The following is a 24,616-nucleotide window of genomic DNA, read 5'->3' on the forward strand; positions in this document are numbered from 1 at the left end:
ATTTGGATAGATTAGAATTATTCTAGATAAAATGTCATCTGAATCAAATCCTAAAGAAAAAACTCCTTCTGAATCCCATGCTGAGGTTATTGTTAGGATGTTTCCATCTGATGCAAATCCAGCTGGAAATGTGTTTGGTGGTGAAATTTTAAAACATATTGATATGGTTGCAGGAATCGTTGCTCAACGACATTCTCAATCAAATGCTGTTACTGTATCTATGGATAGTGTTAATTTTCTAAAACCTGTTTTTGTTGGAAATGTTCTTTCATTAAATGCTCGCATAAATTATGTTCATAATTCTTCTATGGAAATAGAAGTTAGGGCAGAAGCTGAGGATATTGTTACTGGAATTAGAACCGTGACTGGAACTGCTTTTGTAACATTTGTTGCGCTAGATAAAAACGGCAAACCAATGCATGTTCCAAAACTTTCTTTAAAAACTGATGAAGATAGAACCAAATTTGAAGAAGGAAAAATTAGAATGGAAAAAAGATTGAAAAATCGCCAAAAATAATTTTGTGATTTTCAGGGATCCCTTTAAGAATAACGAACTTTATCTTTAGTTAATGTCTGACCAAGAAAAAAATAATGAATGGGATTCATTATGGCAAGAATATACCAAATCTCTTGAAAATTGGAAATCACTTTTTGAGCAGATTCAAAATGCCAGTAATGAAATGCAATCTAAATTCAATGAAGTTTGGGAAAAAGCTACTGTTGAATCTAGTAATGAAACCATGAAATTATTTGGAGAAAATTGGCAAAAAGCAATGACTGATGCTGGAATGAATTCTTTTAAAGAATTTAGCGAGAACTGGCAAAAAGCTCTCAATGATAGTAACATGTCTACTTTCAAACAATTTGTTGAAAATTGGCAAAAGAGTCTTAGCACATCTGGATTAGAACAGATGAATGCATATGGTGAAATGATGAAAAAATTCACCGAAACATGGGGCTCAATGTGGCCAAAATCAAAATAAATTTTGAAAGAATAAAAACATCCTTTATTCTAAATTTTTTATGTCTCTTTCTCAGAATGAGTGTTTTGTAGAATTATCTAGTTTTGATGATTTAGCTAGATATGCTTGTGCATTTAGAGAATATCCACAACGAGTCTATTCTCAGGAATTTAATGGAGAACGAGTTGTATCATGTAGTATGATTCTTGCTAATACATTATTGATTTTCTATGTTCCTTTGAAAAAATCTGGTCGATACATTTCATATCAAGTAACTGGGGGAAAAGAAATTTGTGATATTGTAGAATCCACACAAAATATTTCTCATTATGCACCTGTTGTACATATGGAATCTGAAATTTCCCCATTACCTGAAAATGAAAAAAATATCCCAGATCAATTTCATCCAATACAGGTAAAAGATTTGGGTAGTTTAGCCCGATTAACGTATGATCCTGAATTTCCAGATGAACAAAATTTAACATTATTTGCTTTACCTAGAAAAAAATCTTGGGTACTTGGTTACATTACCTCCCTAGAAATGGATGAAGTGTATTATAATTTCAATTACGTGGAATTAGATTCCGAACCAACAAAAAATTTCTTAAAATATCAAGGTAGCCAAGGAAAAAACCCAGAATTTTCTGATACTATTGATCATGGTTTTTCATATTTTCCAATAATTAAAATAAAAAACGAACATTCTGTATTTGGATTTTCAGACTAGTCTAACTCCAAGAAGTTAATTCTTTAATTTTTTTCCTTGACTCTTCAACCATTCTTATCAATACTGGAATGTAAATTTCTGACGCATAGGCAATTTCAATTTCAAAAATATCTTCAATGTCGATAAATGCCGATGTAGTTATTTGATTTTCATTTACACTAGGCTCATTATTTTTGCTTCTTTTGTAATTGATTACTTCTAAAAACACTGGTAATTGTCGATTAATTTCAATTTGTAACTCTTCTTTTGAGCGTAATTTTTCATTACTTAAGCCAACCATGATCTGTTGATTAATGTCATTTTCATATCTGTCGAGTGCCCTTATCATAATTTTTATTTTAGGTAATTTGTTCTGTTTATTTTTTAATTCACATATTTTTTTTATTGCCTTTGGAAATCTACTTTTGTGCTCTTGGTTGAATTTGTCCAAATACCACTCTGAAAATTTTATTGCTTGCAAATCATTTTTTGATTTTGCCTTTTCAAGAAATTTCTCACATGATATTTTTTCTGCTATGAACAACCCAAAATCTCTATTTGCCTCATCAAAAATACCCTCTAATACTCTATTTACAGAATCTATGAATTCAGAAAAATAATGATTAACATAAAATGGATCAGGTTCGTATTGTTTTATCTGATTTAGATAAATTTTACAATCTTCGATAGTTTTTTCAATACTCATTGACCATTGCCAGATTCTGAATTTGTAAATTTTGACTGTGCCTTCAAACTAACTGATAGTTCTTTGAAAATCTCATTCACACTTACATCTACCAGATTTATTGTAGCATTTTCCTTGACTATCTGTTTTTCAAATTTTTCTTTTATTGCAAATGATACTGATGACCAATGCAAAATTCCTTTCAGTTGTTCTTCAACTGTGGCATTTGTTGTTGGAAAATTTGCTGGCGAGAAAACAATACCATTTGTCCATTGCATTGTAGGAATTGCGCCTCCTGAAGATCTTGTACTAAATGCTATTTGTTTTACCCAATCATCAAATTTGTATTCAATAACTTCGTGAATTATCAGTTTCTTCCATGGTTCTATAGAAATTTCCATTTGAACATGGTTCTCTAAAACCAATTATAATCTTATTTTTCCAGTATAATCCTTGAATCTTTAGATTTAGACTCGCTTATTTACTAGAAAATAATCATTATTTTTTGTAATGGATAAATGGGCTGACTATCTAATTTCTGAAGTCAGTTATGATCCTAAACATCTGATTTCCATTGCTATAAGGCATCAGGATACAGATAAGGGAATAACTAAAGGAACCCCCGTTGACCGATTAACCATCTCTTCTGATATTAAGAACGGGATTTCATACATTACAATTTACAGTGGAAAAAACTCCTGGAAAAAGGGACATTCCATTCATACTTTTTCAATTGCTGGTAATCCATTTTTACGAATTGATGGAAACAAAGTAGAATTAGATTTTCTGGGAGATTTACCTACTGTGTCAAATATTGATTTAGATGAACTTGATTTAGCTCCGGAACCTGTTACAGAAGAACCAACTCCTCCAAGTCCTAGAGGTTCATTACCAAAAGAATCTGCAGAAGAACTTCCACAAGAACTTGATTTAGCTCCGGAACCTGTTACAGAAGAACCAACTCCTCCAAGTCCTAGAGGTTCATTACCAAAAGAATCTGCAGAAGAACTTCCACAAGAACTTGATTTAGCTCCGGAACCTGTTACAGAAGAACCAACTACAGAACCTGAAGAGGAAGAAGCCACTCCTGAACAATTAGCAAGATTAGAACAATTAGAAAAACAAATCCAAGAATTAGAATCTAAACCTGAACCAGAACCTGAAGAGGAAGAAGCCACTCCTGAACAATTAGCAAGATTAGAACAATTAGAAAAACAAATCCAAGAATTAGAATCTAAACCTGAACCAGAACCTGAAGAGGAAGAAGCCACTCCTGAACAATTAGCAAGATTAGAACAATTAGAAAAACAAATCCAAGAATTAGAATCTAAACCAACTCCTCCAAGTCCTAGAGGTTCATTACCAAAAGAATCTGCAGAAGAACTTCCACAAGAACTTGATTTAGCTCCGGAACCTGTTACAGAAGAACCAACTACAGAACCTGAAGAGGAAGAAGCCACTCCTGAACAATTAGCAAGATTAGAACAATTAGAAAAACAAATCCAAGAATTAGAATCTAAACCTGAACCAGAACCTGAAGAGGAAGAAGCCACTCCTGAACAATTAGCAAGATTAGAACAATTAGAAAAACAAATCCAAGAATTAGAATCTAAACCTGAACCAGAACCTGAAGAGGAAGAAGCCACTCCTGAACAATTAGCAAGATTAGAACAATTAGAAAAACAAATCCAAGAATTAGAATCTAAACCAACTCCTCCAAGTCCTAGAGGTTCATTACCAAAAGAATCTGCAGAAGAACTTCCACAAGAACTTGATTTAGCTCCGGAACCTGTTACAGAAGAACCAACTACAGAACCTGAAGAGGAAGAAGCCACTCCTGAACAATTAGAACAATTAGATGAACTTCAAAAACAAATTGATGAATTAGAATCTAAATTATCTGCTAAACCTACTCCTGAAATCCAGTCTGAACCTGAAGATGAACCTGTTATTGAACAATATTCTGAATTTAATGATTTGGAAGATCAAATTGATGAATTAGAAGATGAATTATTTTCAAAATTACATCCTTCTTCTGATGAACCTACGCCAGAACAGATTTCAAAAGTAAATGAATTAGAAAAAGAAATTGAAAAATTAGAATCTGTTGATATTGAACATGAAATTATTCAAACATTACAAAAACAAAATAAAAAATTAGATGATATTGAGAAGAAGCTTAATCATTCCTCTAATGAAATATCTTCAGAATCTTATTCTCCAGAAGCTTATTGTGTTAAATGTAAAACAAAAAGAAAAATCAAAAATCCTGAGGAAACAATTATGAAAAATGGAAGACCGGCAATAAGGGGTATATGTTCAACTTGTAACTGTAAAGTTTTTCGTATCGGGAAAATGAAAAAATAATTTTTTTAAAAATTACATTTGACCTGATTGCCAGGCTTGATTGAATTTCTTTATTGCTTCTTGATATGCCATGATTGAATCATCTCCTGATGTTTTAAGGAATTTTTCCCACTGCTCATTAAATTTCTTGATTGACTCAATATTGGTTTCTTTAAAGATATTTTCAATCATCTTTGTTTGTTGTTTGATGTATTCAGGACCAATCTCTTCCCAAGTGCTTTCCCAACTTGAACTAACTTTTTTTAATAATTCGGCATCTGATTCTACAGCCTTTTGACATGCATCATGATATGTCATCAAAGTTTCATTTGTAGCCTTTTGCCACTGTGCTAGGGATTCTTTCCATCCATTTAATGCAGCATTGTATTCTCTCCAAGCTTTCTCAAATTCTGGTTTTTTTGTAGATGATTTTGCAGTTGATTTTGGTTTTGGTGTTTTAGATTTTGGCTTTGAAGCTGTTTTTTTGACTGATTTCTTCTTTGCTGTGGTTTTTTTCTTGGCAGCCATATAGTAGTTTAAAAATAGTAGATGTTAAATCTTTCAATAATTCTGAAGTTTGAAAGTATCTTGATTAATTTGATTTGAACTTTGAGGCTTTGGTAAAATTGATTGTGTGTTTCTTGTCCTTATTTTGAAACAATTCAAAATGTTCCTTACAAAGATTCCTTGTCTCTCTGAAACTAATCTTTACTGTTTGTATTGATTTTGCTTTACATTCTGAAATACTGCACTGCATATGTAAAATATTGATAATTTCCTAATAAAACTTTGAAATTATACTATTACCTACTACAGATTTTTATCTCAGAATCATCTTTTCGCAATTATGAATGATGATGAGAAAGGAAAACGATTTTTGGAATTAATTGATGAACAAAATAATGTTCAATGGAGCATTGTTGCAAAATTGTCGTCTTTAATTTCATCAAATTGGACTTCTATTGACTTACAAAACGAACTAAAAGAATTAGTTGAAAAGCATACCTCAATTACAAAAGAACTAAACAGTCTAGATGAGAATAGTAGTATTTTATAGTGCAGAGTCTACCATTAGTGCAATAAATAATACTGCCAAATATGGACTAGAAAATTTAAACAAAGTCCATGATGCTTTTTCCATGGGTTTTACTATTACCCATATTGACAATGCAACCATCAAAGCCCCTGATGCAATTGCAGTCCACAAGTAAACTCCACCTACCATTTCTTCTCCAGATTGTGTTGTTATGAAAAATGGTGCTATTGAAAACAATACCATTACTACCGTTGAACCTGCAATTGCTCTAGCTGATGTTTTTTCTGATTGTACTGCAGTTAACATTGGTACATTTACTTTGTTGTAATCCTCTTTGAAATGTAGTGTTAATGCCCAAATATGCATTGGAATCCAAATGAATACTAATCCTGCCATTGCAAGTCCCATGGTCCATAAATCTGACATTGTAACTGCAACCCATCCTATCATTGGTGGCGAACCACCGCATAATCCTCCTAAAATTATGTTGGTTCTTGAATTTCGTTTTAATGCATAAGAGTATACTAGAATGTTATTTAGTAATCCAAATGCAATGAATGCCGTAGCCCATAGCCCTTGTTCTAATGTTGTTGTAAATGAAATTCCAAATGCTAACACTAATGAAATTCCAGCTAACGCTAATCCAAAATTACGTGCTTTTACTGCTGGATAGATTCTTTTTGATGGAAGTGGTCTGCCCTTTGTTCTCTCCATTATTGCATCGATATCTCTATCGTGATAATTTGTCAAAGTATTGGCTGCTGCAGAACCTGCAGCGACTGAGAATAACATAAGTGCCCACGTAGAAGGTGCAATTTCGATTCCATAGATATTAGATGCTGTTAAAGCAGCTCCAAATGCGGTAAATACTAACAAATACCAAATTTTGGGCTTTGTTAACTCATAGTATACTGCAACTCTGGATTCTGTCTTTTGTTTTTGCAATACTAGTCACTATCCTTTGATGGCATATATGGCATTGCTTTGGCACGTGATTTCATCTCGATAAATGACTCTGAAGACTGAATACCTTCAATCCTTCCAATTTTTTCTGAGACCATTTTGTGCATCTGATCTAATGATTTTGAATACATTGTAACAAGAATGTCAAATCTGCCAGTAACTTCTGCCACTTCTCTTACTCCGTCAATTTTGAATAGTTCTGAAATTATATGATCACGTTTTTTTGTGTCCATGTTAATTCCAGTTAAAGCCTTAACATTGTATCCTAATTCTGCATCATTTACAACAATTGTAAATCGTTCAATTAATTTTCTTTTTACTAATCTCTTAATTCTTGAATATACTACTGATGAATTTACATTGATTTTTTTTGATAACCGTGGAACTGAAATTGATGCATCATTTGATAATTCTGATAAAATTTGAAGATCTAGATCGTCTACTTTTGCCGTCTAAAACACCTGAGTCGTTCTAGATTTCTGGTTCTTATAAAGTTATTATTGAAAAAATTGCAAAAAAAATCTAGATCTTACCTTTTTTGTATAACATTTCAGCTAAGAGCACTGCACCTTTTGCTGAACCCATTTTCTTGTTATGTGAAAATAACATGTATTTGAGTCCCTTATCAAACAATTCTTCTTTTTCAACTCTGCCAATTGTTGTAGTCATTCCACCACCAACTTCTCTTTCCATTCTTGGTTGAGGTCTTGTTGGATCTTCATGAAATGCATAGTATTCCTTAGGAGCTGAAGGCAATCCTTGAACTGAGATGTCTTTGTTGTAACCATTATAGAGTTCTTTGGCTTTTGCAGGATCAATATCTTCAGAAGTTTCTACAAAGACAGATTCTGTATGTCCATCAATTACTGGAACTCTGGTACATGTACAACTGACTTTGATGTCTGCATCTTCAATTTTACCATCTACAAGTTTTCCAAGAATCTTTCTGGTTTCTAATCTAACTTTACCCTCTTCTTTTGGAATGTAAGGCAAGATGTTATCTGTAATTCCCATTGCTGAAACACCTGATTTACCACCTCCTGAAATTGCTTGCATTGAAGTCATCATGACCTTTTTTGCACCATATTTTTCAAGTAATGGTTTTAGTGTAATTGCTAAGCCTGTAGTTGTACAGTTTGGTAATGGTGCCACAAATCCTTTCCAGTTACGGTTCTTCTTTTGGATTTCAAGTAATTCAGCCTGCTCATCATTTACTCCTGGAATAAGTATTGGAACATCGTCTTCATATCTATATGCAGAACTAGTTGAAACTACTGGTAGTTCTGCTGCCATTTTAGTTTCAATGTCTCTTGCAGCTTGGGATTCAACTGCTGAAAATACAAGATCTAATTGTGATGTGTCAAGCTCATCGATTCTCTTAACTGTCATTTCTTTGATATATTCTGGGATCTCCCCACCTACATCCCACATGATAATTCCGCCTTCATTTCTAATGGCGTCAAGATATTTTTTACCTGCAGAACGCTCTGAAGCTGCAATTTGAGTTACCTCGAACCATGGATGATTGTTCAAAGATTGTACAAATTCTTGTCCTACTGAACCTGTTACTCCTATAATTGCAACTCTTTTCTTCTCCATGAATAATCTATTGATCGGTTTCAATTAATAATCGTTATTCAAATTACCAAAAGATACTATATCGCCTATTCTTACTTTTTAATGTGAAAATAAAGACGAAAACAAGCATTGCTAACCACAATCCTGTATTTCATGGGGGTAAATTTTCTGGAGGAAATCGACATATAGATGTCTTAGATTTTAGCTCAAATACCAGTCCTGCAGGAATGCCATCCTCAGTAAAATCTGCTATGAAGAAAAGGCTTGATGAAATGGAACATTATCCGGATGCAGATTCACTCAATTTAGTGTCTGGCCTCAAAAAATACACAGGATTATCTGATTCTCACATAGTTGTTGGCAATGGTGCAATTGAAATTCTATATAATTTTTGTACTGCATTTTTATCACAAAAACGTGTTTTAATCCCAACTCCAACTTTTAGTGAATACGAATCTGCATCCAAATTGGCTGATTGTAAATTTACTTTTTTTAAAACAATGAATCTTTCTGAAAATATTGATTCTTTTATTTCAAAAATTCCCACCAATGGATGTGTCTTTGTATGTAATCCTAATAATCCTACTGGAACAATTTTGTCCAAAAAACAATTAATGAAAATAATTTCTGCTGCAAAAAACAAATCTAGTTTTGTATTTGTTGATGAATGTTTCATAGAATTGGTGCCAGAATCAAACCCATCTGTAATGAATTTAGTGAAAAAATATGATAATCTATTTGTTCTAAGATCACTCACAAAATCGTATGGATTGGCAGGAATTAGAATTGGATATGGTATTGGTTCAAAAAAAATTATTGAAATTTTGAAAAAAATAAAAATTCCTTGGAGTGTTAATGCATTAGCTCAACAAGCAGGAATGATGGCAATTAAAAATAAGTCTCATCTTACAAAATCAAAATTAGTTATAAAAAAAGAATCAAATTTCCTAAAAAAGAAAATTGCTCAAATTCCTGGTTTTGAATGTCATGACTCTTCAACAAATTTTATTTTAATTAAAACAAAACAAGATTCAACAAAAATACAAAAAAAATTATTAAAACATAAAATATTGATTCGTGATTGTAAAAATTTTCGTGGATTAAATAATCATTATATTCGAATTGCAGTAAAATCTCATAAAGATAATCTGAAACTTGTAAATGCCATGGAGACTATAGCATGAAATCTTTGATGATTCAAGGCACTTCTTCTGGTGCCGGAAAATCTACGTTGGTTGCAGCATTATGCAGAATTTTTGAACAGAAAGGATACCTTGTGGCCCCATTCAAATCACAAAACATGTCTAATTTTGGGTATTCTACACCTGATTTTGAGATTTCTCGTGCTCAAGCAATACAAGCTATCGCTGCTAAATGTCCAATTGAGCCTGCTTTGAATCCAATCATGCTCAAACCTCTGGGAAATTACTATAGTGCAGTTTACCTTAACGGAAAATATTACAAGAAAATGCACGCAAAAGATTACTATACAAAATTTGTAACATCTAAAGGGCTTAAAGCAGCTACTAGTTCACTATTAAAACTCAAAAAAAATTATGATCTAGTAATTTTGGAAGGTGCAGGCTCACCAGCCGAAATCAACTTACAAAAATATGATATTGCAAATATGCAAATTGCTCAAAAAGCAAATGCGTCTGTACTTCTAGTCTCAGATATTGACAAAGGTGGGTCTTTTGCAAGTTTGATAGGAACTATGACCTTAATTGAAAATAAATATAAAAAATTGGTAAAGGGATTTGTATTAAATAAATTTCGAGGAGACATTGATGTCCTAAAACCAGGATTTAGAAAGATGAAACAACTTACCAACATTCCTGTCATCGGAACCATTCCGATGACAAAGATCAATCTTCCTGAAGAAGATTCACTTAATGTTAAAGCAAAACAAATAGCATGGACAAAAAAGAATATCTCAAAAATTGATAAAGAATTAGATAAACTGGCAAAAATTGTAAAAAATAACTTAGATATAAAAACAATTGAGAGGATGATAAAATGATCTTTGAATCTTTGATAATTGTAGGATTTGCTTTGATTTTTGATCTTGTATTTGGAGATCCAAAAAATCGATATCATCCAACAGCTTGGATTGGAGGATTGATTGCAAAATTAACTCCACTTGGACAAAATCAAAACCAAAAACTTGAAAGAGTTGGTGGAATCTTTGTGGTCACAATCCCTATTGGAATTATTGTTACCTTGCTATTGATCTTGGACTATGGAATTTCATTACTTTCAACTGATCTGATTGCATTGGTAGTTTCAATTGTAATTGGCGCTTTACTGCTAAAAACTACAATTGCAATAAAGGGCATGGAACGTTATGCAATGACTGTAGTAGAATCACTTGAGATGGATAATTTGGATTCTGCTAGAGAAAACCTGTCTATGATTGTTAAGCGAAACACCTCTGATTTAGACAAAAATCATGTTATTTCAGGCGTGCTTGAAAGCGTGAGTGAAAATACTGTGGATGGAATAACTGGGCCTTTGTTTTATTATGCAATTTTTGGATTGCCTGGAGCGTTCGTATACAGGATAATCAACACTGCTGATTCTATGATAGGATACAAAACTGATATGTTCAAAAATTTGGGATGGTTTGCCGCTAATTGTGATACTGTATTAAATTATCTTCCTTCAAGACTAACTGGATTTGTAATGATTATCTCCGCAGCCATTTTACAAAATAATTGGAAAGAATCTTACAAGATAATGATTCGTGATGGCAAAAAAACTGAAAGCCCTAATGCCGGATATCCTATGGCTGCATTGGCAGGCGCACTTGGCACAAAATTTGAAAAAGTTAATCACTACAAATTAGGAAATGGCGAAATGATCCTTACAAAAGAACATGTTCATTCCGCATTATCTATTATGAAATTAACTTCAATTCTATTTTTTGGAATTGTAATTATTCCAATTGTTACTGTTTTAACATTACTTGGATGGTGGATTCATGCTTAAGGAAATAGGTTCTGTCTTTTCTTTCTTGACAATATTTCCATCATCAAATGCAACTTTAGAAAACATTGCAAAATACATGTATGTCTTCCCAATTGTCGGAATTGCAATTGGACTTTTGGTCGGTTCATTAGGATTTGGTTTATCTTTCTTTTTAGATCCGTTACTTGTTAGTCTACTAGTTGTTGCATCTATTGCAATAGTTACTGGTATACATCATGCTGATGGATTAGCTGATTTTGCAGATGGACTTATGGTAAAAGGAACAAAAGAGAAGAAAATCAAAGCAATGAAAGATCTTTCCACTGGTTCGGCTGGAATTGTAGGACTTGTTTTGTATCTTGTTGGATTGATTATCACAATATCTCTTACTAGCGGCTTTGATTTGTTTAAGGCCATTCTCATTAGTGAAATCTTAGCCAAATTTTCGATGGTGCTTTTGGCAAGTTTGGGAAATTCAGCTGCATCTGGCTCAAATTCACCTTTTGTACATCTTATGAAAGACAAGAGAAAATTGGCAGCAGCCTTTATCATAATGCTCATACCTGTAGCCGTAATTGGCGAGACTACTGGATTGATAATGCTTGGAGTCACTGTTGCATTGACATTGTTCCTACTTGGCGTGTCTACTCGTAGTTTTGGTGGAATTACTGGGGATGTAATTGGTGCTACAAATGAACTTACAAGATTAGCTTCTTTGATGGTGTTTGTATCTGTATGATTGGTATTGTTATGGCAGGTGGCAAAGGCACTCGCATGAATTTAGATGATGAAAAATTACTTTTGCAATACAAAAAACCAATTATTCTTCATGTAGTTGATTCATTAAAAAACTCTAATTGTTTTTCTAAAATAATTGCCGTAACTAGTTCCAATTCTCCTAAAACAAAAAAATTACTTGAAGAAAATAATGTTGAAACATTTGATACTTCTGGATTAGGTTATGTTGAAGATCTGAATTCGGTGCTGCAAAAATTCAATGATTTGGTCTTTGTTACATCTGGTGACATTCCATTACTGGATGAAGAAATTATTAAAACAATTGTTAATCAACATGACTCTGAAAAAACTTGGACAAGCATACTTGTTACTGACACACTATTGAGTTCTATTGGAACCCATTCAGAATATTCTATAATCCATAATAATCAAAAATGTCATTTTACAGGAATTTCATTAATTGACTCTCAAAAAATTAAGTCACTTGAAAATTTAGAAGAAAATTATGTAATACTAGATGATAAAAGAATCGCACTTAATCTAAACACTAAACAAGATTATGATTTACTCAGCACTACCTGAGACTTTGCCGTTAATTTTTGCTTTGGAACCTGTTGCTTCAGCAATTGCATTTCCACAGGAGTTACATGCCACTTGTGTTGATGCATGTGAATAAACAACCTGCAGTTCACCACATTCATTACAGTTAACTTTTTGAAATTTACTTGATGGTTTTGGAATTTCGACGTGATCTTTCTTCATGCTGCCACCAACTCAAATTTCTTAATTCTAACACCTAGTTTATTGTATTTCTTTTTACACACAGTACATGTCATAATTGGAGTAACTTTCTTTGTAACTTTGGCTGGTTTTGCTAATTTTGGGAACTTTTGTCCACCATACCCATGTTTACGTTCAGCGTGTCTGCGTTCACCTCTTGCAGAACCACGTCTCTTTCCAGCCTTGTAAATGGAGACCTTCTGTTCAGTATGTGTCTTACATTTTGCACAATACTTTCGGATCACCTTTGGTATGTTCATATCAACAAAACCTTCTCAACCGTAATTTAAGCATTGAATCTATAATAGGCGCAAAATCTAATCCAAAACTGTGACTTCGAGCCTAGCAAATTCGATCTCTGCACTAAATTCAGTGGCTATGGGTGATAAGAAAGCAGATCTGATTTTAAAAAATTGTAATTTACTATCTGTCTACACAAGAGAAATTATTCCAAAATCCCAGATTGCAATAACTGGTGATAGAATTGCATATGTTGGTCCAGATGCCACACATGCAATAGGTCCCAAAACAAAAATCATTGATGTCAAAAACAAGTATGTTGGTCCTGGTTTTGCAGATCCCCATCTTCATATTGATCAATTTGTTCTTCCTTCAGAGTTTGCAAAACAAGCACTACTTTGTGGCGTAACTTCTCTTTTTTCTGATCCTATTGATGTTGTTAGTGTTGGTGGATACAAAGGATTTCAAGAATTTTTAAAATTAGGTGAAGATCTTCCTGTCAGAATCTTTCAAGTTGTACCTGGTGGATTACCTGTTGATGCAAAGTTTAGCAATAGTAATACTCTTACTTTATCTCAAGAAAAATCAGCAGTAAAACATCCTCATGTTCTTGGATTGGGTGAAGTTTTTTCTTGGACAAAAGTTACTCTTCGTGAACCAAAAACAATGAAATCTCTTTCAGCAATGTTAGAATGCGATTGTATTATCAATGGACATACTGCTGGTGCAAGTGACAAAAAACTCAATGCATATGTCTCTTCTGGAGTTCTTTCATGTCATGAGCCAATTAATTTTGATCAAGTGTTAGAGAGATTACGTCTTGGAATGTGGATAATGATTAGAGAAGGTTCTATTAGACGTGATTTGAAAGAAATCATTCCAAGAGTTTTGTCACATGGAACATATCTTGATAGATTGATGTTTTGCTCAGATGGTCTTGATCCAAAAGATATTTTGAAATTTGGTCATATTGATCATTGTATTCGTGAATCAATCAAACTTGGCTTAGACCCAATTGATGCAGTAACTATGGCATCAAAAAATAATTTTGATTACTATAACATGGGAAAAGATCTTGGTGGAATTGCTCCTGGTAAATTAGCTGATATTCTAATTTTTGATGATTTGAAATCCTTCAAACCTAAAACTGTCTTTGTAGGAGGAAAACTTGCAGTATCTGATGGAAAAATTGTCTTTCCCATAAAGAAAAAATCAATTTCTCGTTGGGCAAAAAATACTGTAAAATTAAAAAAATTCTCAAAAAATGACTTTGAAATAAAATCTAAAAAGAAAGATGTTATAGCAAACACTATTTTTATGCAGACTGAAATTATTACAAAGATAGGTTCTGCTCAACTTCAATCAAAAAATAATCTTGTTTCTGCATCTCTTGATTCTGATATTTGGAAAGTTGCAGCTTTTGATAGAACTCATGGGACAAAAAAACACTCTATAGGATTTCTTGAAAATTTTGGTGCTGATATTGGCGCGTTTGCATCAACTTGGAGTTTTCATGAAAATGACATGATCGTTATTGGTTCTAATGATTCTGATATGGCTATAGCTTCAAACCATCTAATCAAAAATCAGGGTGGTTTGGTTGTAGTAAAATCTGGTAAGATTCTTGCTTCACTGCCTTTGCAATTTGCAGGAATTATTTCAACCGATTCCTTTGAAAAAGTTTCATCTAATTTTGAAAAAATCAATAACTCTATTGTTGATTCTGGTTGTAAATTTTCTAGACCTCATCTGATTCCTTTGTTCCTGCCTTTCTTGGCCTTACCATCTGTTCGAATTCTTTCAGGCGGCATAGTTGATGTGAAAAAACGAAGTTACATACCACCGATCAACTAAGTAATGTTAAAAAGGGGGATTCAGGGGATTGAAGCTGAATCTAAATGGCATCAATTCAACAAGGACCAAATGGACCTGTTTTAGTGCTCAAAGAGAGCGCATTACAACAAAAAGGTAAAGATGCTCAACAAAACAACATTGCAGCAGCAAAATTAGTTACAGAATTAGTAAAAAGTAGCCTTGGACCACGCGGTCTAGATAAAATGTTAGTTGATTCCTTAGGTGATGTTACTATTACAAATGATGGTGCAACAATTCTCAAAGAGATTGATGTACAACACCCTGCAGCCAAAATGATGGTTGAAATTTCAAAAACTGTTGATAATGAAGTTGGAGATGGTACAACTTCTTCTGTAGTTTTTGGAGGTACACTTTTAGCTAAAGCAGAAGAACTTCTCAAAAAAGATGTTCATTCTTCTGTAATTATTGATGGTTATCAAGCAGCCGCAGAAAAAACTCTTGAAATCTATTCTGAATTATCAAAGAAAATCAAACCTGATGATAGAGAATCCCTCATTAAAATTGCTACAACAAGCATGCAATCAAAATTAATTTCAGAAGACAGTGACACATTATCAAAAATTGTAGTTGATGCAATTCTTAGCATAGTTACAAAGAAAGGTGAAGAATACTCTGTAGACCTTGAAAATATTAAAGTTGAAAAGAAATCAGGTGGCTCAATTCAAGACACCAAAATTGTCAAAGGCATTGTTTTAGATAAAGAGATTGTCCACAGTGGAATGCCTACAAAAATAGACAATGCTCATATTGCTTTACTTAATTCAGCACTTGAAATTGAAAAAACTGAAATGAGTTCAGAGATTAGAATCTCTGATCCAACTCAAATGCAGATGTTCTTAGAAGAAGAGAACAGAATGCTCAAAACCATGGTTGACAAATTACATGATGTTGGAGTAAATGTCCTAATTTGTCAAAAAGGAATTGATGATATCGCACAACATTATCTTGCTAAAAATGGAATCATGGCAGTACGTCGTGTAAAAGAAAGTGATATGATTAAACTAGCAAAAGCAACTGGTGGTCGCGTAATTAGTAATATTGATGATCTTTCTGAAAAAGATCTAGGTTCTGCTAATTTGGTTCACCAAAAGAAAGTTGAATCTGATAAATGGGTATTCATTGAAGGATGTAAACACCCACAATCAGTTACCATGTTGATTCGCGGTGGCTCTCAAAGAGTAATTGATGAAGTTGACCGTTCTATTCATGATTCACTAATGGTAGTTAAAGATGTGATTGAAAAGCCTGAAATTGTTGCAGGTGGAGGTGCTCCTGAATCATATGCTGCATCACTACTCAAAGATTGGGCTGATAATTTTGATGGACGAGAACAACTAGCAATTAAAAAATATGCTGAAGCATTGGAGGTAATTCCATTAACAATTGCTGAGAATGCAGGAATGGATCCAATTGACACCATGGCAAACTTGAGAGCAAAACAAAACCAAGGTCGCAAGTGGACTGGCATTGATGCTAAAAACACAAAGATTGCAGATATGCTTGCTATTGATGTCGTAGAACCAATTGCTGTTAAAGAACAGATTATCAAATCTGCAACCGAAGCTGCATGTATGATTCTTAGAATCGATGATGTAATTGCAGTATCTGGCGGCCCAGGTGGCGGCGGTATGCCTCCAATGGGATAATTAACTAAAACTTAAGCGTTCTAATTTTCATAAGTTATTGTTGTACAAATTAGGTGTTGATCTGGGCGGAACAAAAATTGAAGCAATTCTGTTAGATGATTCATTGAATGTCTTAGAACGAAAAAGAATTTCTACCCCTAAAGAAAATTATTCTGAAATAGTTGATGCTATTTCAAATTTAGTTTCAGAAATTTCAAGTAATGTTTCAGATTTTAGTTTAGGAATATGTACCCCTGGTGCAATCTCAAAGAAAACCGGATTTATAAAAAATAGTAACACCCAATGTCTGATTGGAAAATCACTAAAAGAAGATCTTGAAGAAAAATTACACAAAGAAATCTCTATGGAAAATGATGCAAATTGTTTTGCTATGGCAGAATCTAAAATGGGTGCTGCAAAAAATTTTGATTTTGTTTTTGGTGTAATAATGGGAACTGGTGTTGGTGGAGGAATTGTTATTGATGGAAAACTGCATTCAGGGAGAACCAATATTGCTGGAGAATGGGGACATCATACATTACATCGTAATGGAAATCCATGTTATTGTGGAAAAACTGGATGTGTAGAGACCTATATCAGCGGTCCTGCATTGGAGCAAAGATGGGAATTGCTCTCAGGAGAGTCAAAAGTTATGCCTGAAATTCTTTCAAATCTTGATAACACTATTGGAAAAAAATGGAAAGATGAATTCTTAGAAAATTTTGGATTTGGTCTTGCAAATGTGATTGATATCTTAGATCCTGATGCAATTGTTCTTGGAGGTGGATTGTCAAATATTGATTTCTTATACACGGAAGGAAAAAAATTAGTTTACGAAAAAGTTTTTTCGGATTTGGTTGAAACTCCTATTCTGAAAAATGAATTGGGGGATTCTGCAGGTGTATATGGTGCTGCTTTGTTAAATTAAATTATTCAGGACATCCTTCCATTTTTGAAATGAAATAACCATTAGTCATTATTTCAATTTCAATATCTTCTGGAACCGATTGTGTGTGGCAAAATTTACATTCTTCAGTTGTTACTTTGGAATTTTCTTCTCCAATTGTAGATAACCACTCTTTTGCATAAGAAATTGCCTTTTCTACATTATTGTTGTCTGTCACCACATCAAAATGCATTGTGTGTCCATCTTTTGCCTTGACATATGTGTCAAAAACATGAAAATCCATATTTATCACAAATTGTTACGAGTATTTATTTTTGATTTCTAAAACCTTGTCAACTATCTCATTTACATTTGCATCTAATTCTGTACTAATCAAAATTAATCCTGCACCGCCTATTGGAATTGTTACTCTGTAGATTTTTTCATATTTTGCAACTGCAAATATTGGTTTTCCAATCTTATCTGATGTTTTTTTACGTGTGGACCAACGATAAACTGCTTGAGATAAAGATAATTCTGTTTCTTCTCTTGATAGAAAACTTTCTGTTCTTGGACGCATTTTATCATGCAGTTCTCCATAGTCATAGACTCCTACATACCTGATTTTTTTGTCACATTCTAAAATCTCATCACAAATTTTGTCGTATTCCAAATTTTTCACCTATTGAGGCTCAATTGTTGCAGGAGGCTTGCTTGAAATGGTATATGTCACCCAAGTAACATCTTCAATCTCATTTGTTATTCTATTACTCATCTTTTCTAATAATCCGTGTGGTAATCTTGTCCAATCTGCAGTCATTGCATCAATTGAATCAACAACTCTGATCATCACAATATTTCCATACTTTCTCTCATCCCCAACAACTCCAACTGCTCTGTCGTCTCCAACTGCTGCGTAAGCTTGCCATACTTTGCTATACATACCAGCTTCTACTAATTCATCTTCTACAATTTTACTTGCAACTTTTGCAATTTGGAGTTTTGTAGGTGTGACTTCTCCTATTATTCTTACAGCTAACCCTGGTCCTGGGAAAGGATGTCTCATGAAAAGTTTTTCTGGAACTTCAAGAATTTTTGCAATCATTCTTACTTCATCTTTGTATAGCTCTCTTAGAGGTTCTAAAATTTCTAAATCAAGCCAATCAGGTAATCCTCCTACATTGTGATGTGATTTTATTACATCTGCTGGTCCTTTTGAAACTCCACTTTCAATTACATCTGGATAAAGAGTTCCTTGTGCCAACCATTTGAATGGACCATTCTTTTCAGCAAATTCTGTAAATACCTTAACAAATTCTTCACCTACAATCATTCTCTTTTTCTCAGGATCTTCAACTCCCTTGAGCTTGCCAAGAAAATTATCTACTGCATTAATTGATGTAAAATTCACATTGAAATTATCTTTGAACATTTCTTCAATCTCTTTTTCTTCATTTAGTCTTAGCAATCCATTATTGACAAAAACACATTTGAGCCTGTCTCCTATTGCTTTGTGAATTAATAGTGCTGCTACTGTGGAATCTATTCCTCCACTTACCCCACATAGTACATTTCCTTCAATCTTTGAGATTTTTTCAACTGCAGAATCAATAAAACCCTCCATAGTCCAGTCTTGTTTTGCCCCACAAACTTTCAAAACAAAATTTTTGAGAATTTCTGTTCCTTGTTCTGTATGAACAACTTCTGGATGAAATTGAATTCCGTAAACTGACTTTTCATTAGATGCAATTGCAGCTGCCTTTGCACTTTCTGTGTGACCTATAACTTGAAAACCTGGAGGAATTTCTTCTGCTTCATCACCATGACTCATCCATGCTCTTACTGATTCACCAACACCATTTAGCAAATCCTTATCATTATCAATTGTAAGTAACGATGAGCCATATTCTTTGTTTGCTCTTTTTACTTTACCTCCATACTTGTTTACAATTAATTGATGACCGTAACAAATTCCAAGTAACGGTAGATTCATATCAAAAATTTTGCTTTCTGGAACTGGTGCATCTGAATTGTATACGCTAGATGGTCCGCCAGAAAAAATAATTCCTTTTGGATTGTGTTTTTGTAATTCTTCATAACTGATATCAAAAGGAACAAGTTCTGCATATACTGAAAATTCTCTAATTCTTCTACAAATCAAATGACTATATTGTGACCCAAAATCTAAAACTACAATCTTGTCCATGTTATCACTTGTTGATATTCTCTAGCATTCTTGATAATGACCATCCTGCTGTATTGATTAGTTCGTTTACTCTTTCTTTTTGTCTGTAATTTTTAATGATAATCTCTCTGATGTCTGAGCCATTTTTGTTAATTATATAATCAATTATTGATTCTCTTTGGATTTTTCCATCTTCCACATCTGCTGAATCCTTCTTCTTCATTTCTCCAATTATTCTATCTAGGAAAAATGATTTGAAAGGAGGTGTATCGGCATTAATCTCTACATTATCATCTAATACAATTGATAATTGCTCAGGAGTAACAAATGCATTAGCAATAACTCTTCCATCTTTTCCCTGCGTAATTGGGATTGAGTTTTGTACCTCTTTGACTGATTCTTTGATTTTTTGAGGTTCTACATTTTCTGTTGATGTTAATTGTGATGCTTTGGTAAAACTAGATTCTTTTAAGAACAGATCTAAAATTGTAATATTTTTTTCTAAAGCCTCTATGGCTTCATGATGTTTGTCAACTTGCTCGATCAAGCTTTCCTTCAAGGTAACAATTCCCTTCATTTGCTCCTCTGAGAATTTCATAATTTGATAAATGGGGAATGGGTATTAAATGCATTCTAGGTAATTATAATATCCAGGCTTTTGTATGGTATCTTTTCAAATCCTTTAATCTTCATTGAAGTGGTAAATAATTCTGATTTTGTATTGACAGCTAGCCACTCCAATAATGACTCTGCTTTTTTTAATTTCATCAATTTTGTTTTTCTTTCAGATTTTTTTGTGTTTGAAAATCTTCCAATTCTATTTCCAAAATCCATTCCAAACAGAATAATTTTTTTTGCTTCAAAATAACTTGCTAGAAAAACTCCCCTATCTCCATCTGTAAAACCTCCAAAATTTTGTATTTTTTTAAATGGTTTTGTTTGTGTAGTTCCAATACATTTTTTGAATTTTTTTGCAAAAAATAATTTCTCAACATTGTCTCCATGTGCATGAACTACAAAGATTGCTTTTTTTGCAATTTTTTTTAAAGAGTTTTCATCTCCATCCAAATCTGTTACAACAATGTCTGGAACAATTCCATTTTCCAATAATGGCTTTAGTGAACTATCTGCCACGATTTTGATTGCTTTTTTTAATTTCTTTAATTTTGGAATTGCAGCTGATAATGATGGACCAGAACCTATTACAAACACTGTCTTTCCTTGAATCAATTTACAAATTTTTTCATCTGTTTTTGATTTTTTTAGAATTGTATCTAATAATATGGCTGATTCTTTGTCTTTTTTCTCATCATAATTGAACTCCTTTAAAATATCTAAATACCTTGTTTTCCAACCTGAAATCATCATATGACTCAAATTGCATTAGTTTTTGATAAACCATGTGACTAGAATTGCAAATGTAGGTGTTGGAGGCAAAAATCCCGTTCGTATAATGGGTATTTTGAACACCAGCCCTGAATCATTTTATAAAAAATCTATCAATACTACTAAGATTCAGATAAAGAATTCTGTTAAAGAGATGGAGAATGATGGTGCTGATTTTATTGATGTAGGTGGAATGTCTACTGCTCCATATTTGTCTACTCTGATATCTGAAGAAACTGAATCAAAAAGAATTCTTGAGGCAGTAAAAATTATTCAAGATGTATCGAATATTCCTATATCTGTTGATACATGTAGGGCAAAACCTGCTAGAGATGCTTTAGAGTATGGTGTTGAAATCATTAATGATATTTCTGGTTTAAAATATGACCAAGAAATGAAAGATGTGATTTCTAATTTTTCTCCATCTCTGATTTTATGTGCTTTTGACTCAAAAACTGTAACTGGAGATACCATATCTGTTACAAAAAAACTACTCAAAGAGAGTTTGAGGATTGCAAAAAAATCTCATGTGTCTTCAGAAAAAATTGTCTTAGATCCCTCTATTGGGTTTTTCAGAAAAGAGGGTAAAGGCCCATTTTTTACAAAAATTAAATCTAATTGGATAAAAAGAGATCTAACTGTAATTCAAAACTTGAATGCCATAAAGGAAAATCATCCAATTTTGATCTCAGTTTCAAACAAATCTTTTCTTGGAGAAATTCTAAAAAAGGATCCATCTGATCGCTTGTTTGGCTCTATTGCTGCTGAGGCAATATCTGTCATTAATGGTGCAGACATTATACGTACTCATAACATTAAAGCAACAAAAGATGCAATAACCATTGCATCAAACCTGAAAAAATAACACAAAGGCTTATAATCAATATTCAACTTTCTTAACAAGGTTTCATTGGAATTCAAAGAAGGATTAACTTTTGATGACGTTCTTCTCGTACCCAAATATTCAGATATCACAAGCAGAAGTCAGACCGATCTAAGCACAAAATTATCCCGAAATATTACAATTAACATCCCATTTGTAAGTGCAAACATGGATACTGTAACTGAATCTTCAATGGCTGCAGCCATGGCTCGTGTTGGTGGAATAGGAATTATTCATAGATTTTTGACTATTCAAGAGCAGGCAAATGAAGTGCTTAAGGTAAAGCGTTCTGGCAGTGTTATGATAGAAAACCCCTATTCCATTTCCTCAGAAAAATCTATCCAAGATGCATTAGATTATGCTGAGGACAAAGAAATTTCTGGCTTGTTAGTTGTTGATTCAAATTCAAAGTTAGTTGGAATTGTTACTGAGAGAGATTTGCTTTTTGCTGGTTCAAATGGAACAGTTTCAGATGTAATGACAAAAGACGTTGTCACTGCAAAACCTGGAGTATCATTGGATGAAGCAAAAGACATTTTACATAAACATAGAATTGAAAAACTTCCAATAGTTGATGACTCTGGTATCATTAAGGGATTGATTACAAGTAAAGACATTACAAATAATACTGATTATCCAAATGCATCCAAAGATAAGAAAGGAAGACCTTTGGTTGGGGCTGCAGTTGGTGTTAAGGGTGATTTCTTAGAGAGAAGCGAATCCCTCTTAGATGCAGGCGCTGATGTTTTAGTTGTTGATATTGCACATGGTCATAGCGAGAATGCAATTAGTACTGTTAAAAATATCAAAAAAGCATTTCCTGACTGTGAGTTAATTGCAGGAAACATTGCAACTGCACAAGGTGCTGAAGATTTGATTAAAGCTGGTGTTGATGCAGTTAAAGTCGGTGTAGGCTCTGGTTCAATTTGTATTACTAGAGTAATTACTGGTTCAGGTGTTCCTCAATTAACTGCAGTAATGGATTGTGCAAAAATTGGAAATGATCATGGAATTCCAATAATCTCTGATGGTGGTACTAGAACATCTGGTGATGCAACAAAAGCATTAGCTGCTGGTGCTTCATCAGTAATGGTTGGAAGTATGCTTGGTGGCACTGATGAATCTCCTGGTACAGTTTTAACTAAAAATGGAAAACGTTTCAAAGTTTATCGTGGAATGGCTTCACTTGCAGCTTCAATTGGTAGAAAATCCAAAGAAACAGGCTCAATTTCCCTTGATGATGATTTGAATGATTATGTTGCAGAAGGTGTTGAAGCTATGGTTCCATACAAAGGAACTGTCACTGATATTCTCAAACAATTAACAGGTGGGGTTCGTTCAGGTTTGAGTTATTGTGGTGCTCACACGATTCAACAAATGCAAGAAAATGCAGAATTTATCAAAATGTCAAGAGCTGGATTTGCAGAAAGTCAGCCTCATGATGTTTCTTTGATGTAGATAATTTTTTAAACAGTATTGAGATTGATTGAATCATGTTATCAAAACGAACTATAATTGGATTAGTGGTTGGTAGCATAATTATTGGAATAGGTGCATACTCTCTAATTTCAGATATTGGTCTACAAACAGTAGAAGTTGATGAAACATTTGGAATTGGAGAATCTACTTCTTATCAAATTCGTGCTAATAGTGGTGCGAAACAGTTAATGACTATATCTGGAGATAAATTTGATCTTAAACTATCTAGTCCTGCTGATGGATTACAAATTCCTACCACATCTCATTCCAAGGAAGTTACTTTGGATTGGGTTCATCTTGAAGATGGTGTTACAATGATAAATATCCAAAATACTGGTTCAACTGATTTACATATTGTTGCAACGTTGAATATTACAGTTGATCCGATTCTATTTACGTACCACTTAGTAGTCATTACTGCTGGAATGGTGATTATTGGATTTAGTATGGGTTTCACGTTAAGAAAACCTAAAGGTTTTTAGCTCAATTTTGCTGAAGGGTACGAACCCAAAACTTTCAAAAATAGAGTGTCTTGTTTGATTTTTTCCAGCATTTCTAAAATTTTAGAATCTTTTTGATGCCCTTCAAAATCTACATAGAAATTATACTCCCATGTGTTTGTTCTCGTTGGTCTTGATTCTATCTTTGTAAGATTTACATTATTTTTATGAAAATTCTCAATTATTCTATACAATGAACCTGGTTCATGTTTTATTGAGAAAATTATTGACGTCTTGTCATTTCCTGAAATTTCCGATTCCTTCTTTGATAATATCAAAAATCGTGTGTAATTGTTCAAATTATTTGCAATATTTTCTGCAATAATTGGAACCTCATAAATTAATGATGCTGTTTTACTTGCAATGCATGCACAATTCTTCTTGTTTAATTCTTTGATTATTTTTACACTACCTGCAGTGTCATATGCAGGAATTGTTTTCATTTTGTGCTCTTCAATAAATTTTCTACATTGACCTAAAGCTTGTGGATGTGAATAAACAGTATCAACTTCATTTATTTCTCCAATTCCAATTAGACAATGTTCTATTCTGTGATAAATTTCACCTGTTGCATTTAGTGATGTAGAATATAACAAATCATAACTTTCCCCAACACTTCCTTCTAACGAATTCTCTACAGGCAAAACTGAATACTCTGTTTTATCTTTGGATGTATTTTCTAAAACTTCTGCAAAGGTTGCAAATGGAACTGTTTCAATATTTTCTGTAAAGAATGATCTTGCAGCAGCTTCACTATATGCCCCCCGTTCACCTTGGAACGACACACTGATCATTT

30 protein-coding genes and 1 pseudogene are annotated in these 24,616 nt (G+C 33.2%); 16 read left to right on the plus strand and 15 right to left on the minus strand.

Annotation, left to right across the window (positions count from 1 at the left end):
• Positions 1-31 precede the first annotated feature (31 nt).
• From Nisw_RS05910 to Nisw_RS05920, 3 genes are read left to right on the plus strand one after another with little or no spacing between them, the layout of a single operon-like run.
• On the plus strand, positions 32-517 hold the full coding sequence (locus Nisw_RS05910; RefSeq protein ID WP_141977362.1) for an acyl-CoA thioesterase: 486 nt from the start codon (positions 32-34) through the stop codon (positions 515-517).
• Between the two features lie 52 nt (positions 518-569).
• Positions 570-983 carry a hypothetical protein gene (locus Nisw_RS05915; protein WP_141977364.1) on the plus strand — a complete coding sequence of 138 codons (414 nt, stop codon included), beginning with the start codon at positions 570-572 and terminating at the stop codon, positions 981-983.
• Between the two features lie 40 nt (positions 984-1,023).
• Entirely contained in the window at positions 1,024-1,689 is a 666-nt protein-coding gene (locus Nisw_RS05920; protein WP_141977366.1) for a hypothetical protein, read from the plus strand.
• 1 nt (position 1,690) lies between these two features.
• On the opposite strand, the gene Nisw_RS05925 is transcribed toward Nisw_RS05920, so the two are convergent.
• The gene (locus Nisw_RS05925; protein WP_141977368.1) at positions 1,691-2,374 is read right to left on the minus strand and encodes a hypothetical protein; all 684 of its coding nucleotides are present in this window, start codon (positions 2,372-2,374) and stop codon (positions 1,691-1,693) included.
• On the minus strand, positions 2,371-2,754 hold the full coding sequence (locus Nisw_RS05930; RefSeq protein ID WP_141977370.1) for a hypothetical protein: 384 nt from the start codon (positions 2,752-2,754) through the stop codon (positions 2,371-2,373). The genes Nisw_RS05925 and Nisw_RS05930 overlap by 4 nt, the downstream gene beginning before the upstream one ends.
• Before the next feature lie 1,798 nt (positions 2,755-4,552).
• Here Nisw_RS05930 and Nisw_RS09510 point away from each other — a divergent pair.
• Positions 4,553-4,720: a DUF5679 domain-containing protein gene (locus Nisw_RS09510; protein WP_221624836.1), complete on the plus strand. Its 168-nt coding sequence runs from the start codon at positions 4,553-4,555 to the stop codon at positions 4,718-4,720.
• 12 nt (positions 4,721-4,732) lie between these two features.
• Here Nisw_RS09510 and Nisw_RS05950 read toward each other — a convergent pair whose 3' ends face one another.
• Positions 4,733-5,227: a hypothetical protein gene (locus Nisw_RS05950; RefSeq protein WP_141977371.1), complete on the minus strand. Its 495-nt coding sequence runs from the start codon at positions 5,225-5,227 to the stop codon at positions 4,733-4,735.
• Between the two features lie 319 nt (positions 5,228-5,546).
• Between Nisw_RS05950 and Nisw_RS05955 the strand changes: the two genes are divergently transcribed.
• Entirely contained in the window at positions 5,547-5,756 is a 210-nt protein-coding gene (locus Nisw_RS05955) for a hypothetical protein (protein ID WP_141977373.1), read from the plus strand.
• Here the strand turns inward: Nisw_RS05955 and cyoE are convergent.
• The 4 genes and pseudogenes from cyoE to asd form a co-directional block, all read right to left on the minus strand.
• Positions 5,751-6,680 (minus strand): heme o synthase, encoded by a 930-nt coding sequence (gene cyoE, locus Nisw_RS05960; RefSeq protein ID WP_141977375.1) that lies wholly within the window; start codon positions 6,678-6,680, stop codon positions 5,751-5,753. The genes Nisw_RS05955 and cyoE overlap by 6 nt on opposite strands.
• A 2-nt stretch (positions 6,681-6,682) precedes the next feature.
• Positions 6,683-6,931 (minus strand): Lrp/AsnC ligand binding domain-containing protein, encoded by a 249-nt coding sequence (locus Nisw_RS09515; protein ID WP_050555096.1) that lies wholly within the window; start codon positions 6,929-6,931, stop codon positions 6,683-6,685.
• Positions 6,932-7,057: 126 nt separating this feature from the next.
• Positions 7,058-7,120 (minus strand): annotated as a pseudogene (locus tag Nisw_RS09520) (Lrp/AsnC family transcriptional regulator); the annotation flags it as partial.
• 100 nt (positions 7,121-7,220) lie between these two features.
• Positions 7,221-8,297 carry an aspartate-semialdehyde dehydrogenase gene (asd, locus tag Nisw_RS05970; RefSeq protein ID WP_141977377.1) on the minus strand — a complete coding sequence of 359 codons (1,077 nt, stop codon included), beginning with the start codon at positions 8,295-8,297 and terminating at the stop codon, positions 7,221-7,223.
• Positions 8,298-8,380: 83 nt separating this feature from the next.
• Here asd and cobD point away from each other — a divergent pair, with 83 nt between their 5' ends.
• The 5 genes from cobD to Nisw_RS05995 are packed head-to-tail and all read left to right on the plus strand — an operon-like array spanning position 8,381 to position 12,563.
• On the plus strand, positions 8,381-9,460 hold the full coding sequence (cobD, locus tag Nisw_RS05975) for a threonine-phosphate decarboxylase CobD (RefSeq protein ID WP_141977379.1): 1,080 nt from the start codon (positions 8,381-8,383) through the stop codon (positions 9,458-9,460).
• Positions 9,457-10,296, plus strand: coding sequence for a cobyric acid synthase (locus Nisw_RS05980; RefSeq protein WP_141977381.1), 840 nt, complete (start codon positions 9,457-9,459; stop codon positions 10,294-10,296). The genes cobD and Nisw_RS05980 overlap by 4 nt, the downstream gene beginning before the upstream one ends.
• Positions 10,293-11,264 (plus strand): cobalamin biosynthesis protein, encoded by a 972-nt coding sequence (locus Nisw_RS05985; RefSeq protein WP_141977382.1) that lies wholly within the window; start codon positions 10,293-10,295, stop codon positions 11,262-11,264. Before Nisw_RS05980 ends, Nisw_RS05985 begins: the two co-directional genes overlap by 4 nt.
• Positions 11,257-11,982, plus strand: a complete 726-nt coding sequence (gene cobS, locus Nisw_RS05990; protein ID WP_141977384.1) for an adenosylcobinamide-GDP ribazoletransferase — start codon at positions 11,257-11,259, stop codon at positions 11,980-11,982. The genes Nisw_RS05985 and cobS overlap by 8 nt, the downstream gene beginning before the upstream one ends.
• Complete coding sequence (locus Nisw_RS05995; protein WP_141977386.1) at positions 11,979-12,563, plus strand: NTP transferase domain-containing protein; 585 nt, start codon at positions 11,979-11,981, stop codon at positions 12,561-12,563. Before cobS ends, Nisw_RS05995 begins: the two co-directional genes overlap by 4 nt.
• On the opposite strand, the gene Nisw_RS06000 is transcribed toward Nisw_RS05995, so the two are convergent.
• Entirely contained in the window at positions 12,546-12,743 is a 198-nt protein-coding gene (locus Nisw_RS06000; RefSeq protein WP_141977388.1) for a 30S ribosomal protein S27e, read from the minus strand. The two genes, Nisw_RS05995 and Nisw_RS06000, sit on opposite strands and share 18 nt — an antisense overlap.
• Positions 12,740-13,021, minus strand: a complete 282-nt coding sequence (locus tag Nisw_RS06005; RefSeq protein WP_012215962.1) for a 50S ribosomal protein L44e — start codon at positions 13,019-13,021, stop codon at positions 12,740-12,742. The genes Nisw_RS06000 and Nisw_RS06005 overlap by 4 nt, the downstream gene beginning before the upstream one ends.
• A gap of 118 nt (positions 13,022-13,139) precedes the next feature.
• Between Nisw_RS06005 and Nisw_RS06010 the strand changes: the two genes are divergently transcribed.
• From Nisw_RS06010 to Nisw_RS06020, 3 genes are read left to right on the plus strand one after another with little or no spacing between them, the layout of a single operon-like run.
• Positions 13,140-14,855, plus strand: a complete 1,716-nt coding sequence (locus tag Nisw_RS06010; protein WP_141978536.1) for an adenine deaminase — start codon at positions 13,140-13,142, stop codon at positions 14,853-14,855.
• 44 nt (positions 14,856-14,899) lie between these two features.
• Positions 14,900-16,522: a thermosome subunit beta gene (gene thsB / locus Nisw_RS06015; RefSeq protein ID WP_141977390.1), complete on the plus strand. Its 1,623-nt coding sequence runs from the start codon at positions 14,900-14,902 to the stop codon at positions 16,520-16,522.
• Positions 16,523-16,559: 37 nt separating this feature from the next.
• Complete coding sequence (locus Nisw_RS06020) at positions 16,560-17,429, plus strand: ROK family protein (protein ID WP_141977392.1); 870 nt, start codon at positions 16,560-16,562, stop codon at positions 17,427-17,429.
• Position 17,430: 1 nt separating this feature from the next.
• Here the strand turns inward: Nisw_RS06020 and Nisw_RS06025 are convergent, their stop codons facing one another.
• Genes Nisw_RS06025 through Nisw_RS06045 form a run of 5 tightly spaced genes read right to left on the minus strand, consistent with a single transcriptional unit; the run spans position 17,431 to position 20,940 of the window.
• Positions 17,431-17,691 (minus strand): DUF2024 family protein, encoded by a 261-nt coding sequence (locus tag Nisw_RS06025; protein ID WP_048071400.1) that lies wholly within the window; start codon positions 17,689-17,691, stop codon positions 17,431-17,433.
• 15 nt (positions 17,692-17,706) lie between these two features.
• Positions 17,707-18,069, minus strand: a complete 363-nt coding sequence (locus Nisw_RS06030) for a hypothetical protein (protein ID WP_141977394.1) — start codon at positions 18,067-18,069, stop codon at positions 17,707-17,709.
• Positions 18,070-19,611 (minus strand): glutamine-hydrolyzing GMP synthase, encoded by a 1,542-nt coding sequence (gene guaA / locus Nisw_RS06035; RefSeq protein WP_370510675.1) that lies wholly within the window; start codon positions 19,609-19,611, stop codon positions 18,070-18,072.
• The gene (locus tag Nisw_RS06040) at positions 19,598-20,170 is read right to left on the minus strand and encodes a hypothetical protein (RefSeq protein WP_141977398.1); all 573 of its coding nucleotides are present in this window, start codon (positions 20,168-20,170) and stop codon (positions 19,598-19,600) included. The genes guaA and Nisw_RS06040 overlap by 14 nt, the downstream gene beginning before the upstream one ends.
• Before the next feature lie 35 nt (positions 20,171-20,205).
• Positions 20,206-20,940, minus strand: coding sequence for a 6-hydroxymethylpterin diphosphokinase MptE-like protein (locus Nisw_RS06045; RefSeq protein ID WP_141977399.1), 735 nt, complete (start codon positions 20,938-20,940; stop codon positions 20,206-20,208).
• A 34-nt stretch (positions 20,941-20,974) separates the two neighbouring features.
• Here Nisw_RS06045 and folP point away from each other — a divergent pair, with 34 nt between their 5' ends.
• From folP to Nisw_RS06060, 3 genes are read left to right on the plus strand one after another with little or no spacing between them, the layout of a single operon-like run.
• Positions 20,975-21,823, plus strand: coding sequence for a dihydropteroate synthase (gene folP / locus Nisw_RS06050; RefSeq protein WP_141977401.1), 849 nt, complete (start codon positions 20,975-20,977; stop codon positions 21,821-21,823).
• Between the two features lie 45 nt (positions 21,824-21,868).
• A complete protein-coding gene (gene guaB, locus Nisw_RS06055) occupies positions 21,869-23,299 on the plus strand; it encodes an IMP dehydrogenase (protein WP_141977403.1) in 1,431 nt (476 codons plus the stop codon).
• A gap of 35 nt (positions 23,300-23,334) precedes the next feature.
• Positions 23,335-23,802, plus strand: coding sequence for a hypothetical protein (locus Nisw_RS06060; protein WP_141977405.1), 468 nt, complete (start codon positions 23,335-23,337; stop codon positions 23,800-23,802).
• On the opposite strand, the gene pheA is transcribed toward Nisw_RS06060, so the two are convergent.
• Entirely contained in the window at positions 23,799-24,614 is an 816-nt protein-coding gene (gene pheA, locus Nisw_RS06065; protein WP_141977407.1) for a prephenate dehydratase, read from the minus strand. The two genes, Nisw_RS06060 and pheA, sit on opposite strands and share 4 nt — an antisense overlap.
• Positions 24,615-24,616 lie beyond the last annotated feature (2 nt).

It is taken from the genome of Candidatus Nitrosopumilus sp. SW (assembly GCF_006740685.1).
Lineage (GTDB): Archaea > Thermoproteota > Nitrososphaeria > Nitrososphaerales > Nitrosopumilaceae > Nitrosopumilus.

Coding starts and splice junctions, on each gene's coding strand:
- Nisw_RS05950 (WP_141977371.1), bottom strand. CDS start 5,227: ATGGCTGCCAAGAAAAAAACCACAGCAAAGAAGAAATCAGTCAAAAAA.
- Nisw_RS05995 (WP_141977386.1), top strand. CDS start 11,979: ATGATTGGTATTGTTATGGCAGGTGGCAAAGGCACTCGCATGAATTTA.
- Nisw_RS06060 (WP_141977405.1), top strand. CDS start 23,335: ATGTTATCAAAACGAACTATAATTGGATTAGTGGTTGGTAGCATAATT.
- Nisw_RS05925 (WP_141977368.1), bottom strand. CDS start 2,374: ATGAGTATTGAAAAAACTATCGAAGATTGTAAAATTTATCTAAATCAG.
- cobS (WP_141977384.1), top strand. CDS start 11,257: ATGCTTAAGGAAATAGGTTCTGTCTTTTCTTTCTTGACAATATTTCCA.
- Nisw_RS05985 (WP_141977382.1), top strand. CDS start 10,293: ATGATCTTTGAATCTTTGATAATTGTAGGATTTGCTTTGATTTTTGAT.
- Nisw_RS05920 (WP_141977366.1), top strand. CDS start 1,024: ATGTCTCTTTCTCAGAATGAGTGTTTTGTAGAATTATCTAGTTTTGAT.
- Nisw_RS06040 (WP_141977398.1), bottom strand. CDS start 20,170: ATGAAATTCTCAGAGGAGCAAATGAAGGGAATTGTTACCTTGAAGGAA.
- Nisw_RS09515 (WP_050555096.1), bottom strand. CDS start 6,931: ATGGACACAAAAAAACGTGATCATATAATTTCAGAACTATTCAAAATT.
- Nisw_RS05915 (WP_141977364.1), top strand. CDS start 570: ATGTCTGACCAAGAAAAAAATAATGAATGGGATTCATTATGGCAAGAA.
- Nisw_RS05910 (WP_141977362.1), top strand. CDS start 32: ATGTCATCTGAATCAAATCCTAAAGAAAAAACTCCTTCTGAATCCCAT.
- Nisw_RS06045 (WP_141977399.1), bottom strand. CDS start 20,940: ATGATGATTTCAGGTTGGAAAACAAGGTATTTAGATATTTTAAAGGAG.
- Nisw_RS06010 (WP_141978536.1), top strand. CDS start 13,140: ATGGGTGATAAGAAAGCAGATCTGATTTTAAAAAATTGTAATTTACTA.
- thsB (WP_141977390.1), top strand. CDS start 14,900: ATGGCATCAATTCAACAAGGACCAAATGGACCTGTTTTAGTGCTCAAA.
- asd (WP_141977377.1), bottom strand. CDS start 8,297: ATGGAGAAGAAAAGAGTTGCAATTATAGGAGTAACAGGTTCAGTAGGA.
- Nisw_RS05955 (WP_141977373.1), top strand. CDS start 5,547: ATGAATGATGATGAGAAAGGAAAACGATTTTTGGAATTAATTGATGAA.
- Nisw_RS06005 (WP_012215962.1), bottom strand. CDS start 13,021: ATGAACATACCAAAGGTGATCCGAAAGTATTGTGCAAAATGTAAGACA.
- Nisw_RS06000 (WP_141977388.1), bottom strand. CDS start 12,743: ATGAAGAAAGATCACGTCGAAATTCCAAAACCATCAAGTAAATTTCAA.
- Nisw_RS05980 (WP_141977381.1), top strand. CDS start 9,457: ATGAAATCTTTGATGATTCAAGGCACTTCTTCTGGTGCCGGAAAATCT.
- Nisw_RS05930 (WP_141977370.1), bottom strand. CDS start 2,754: ATGGAAATTTCTATAGAACCATGGAAGAAACTGATAATTCACGAAGTT.
- Nisw_RS06025 (WP_048071400.1), bottom strand. CDS start 17,691: ATGGATTTTCATGTTTTTGACACATATGTCAAGGCAAAAGATGGACAC.
- pheA (WP_141977407.1), bottom strand. CDS start 24,614: ATGATCAGTGTGTCGTTCCAAGGTGAACGGGGGGCATATAGTGAAGCT.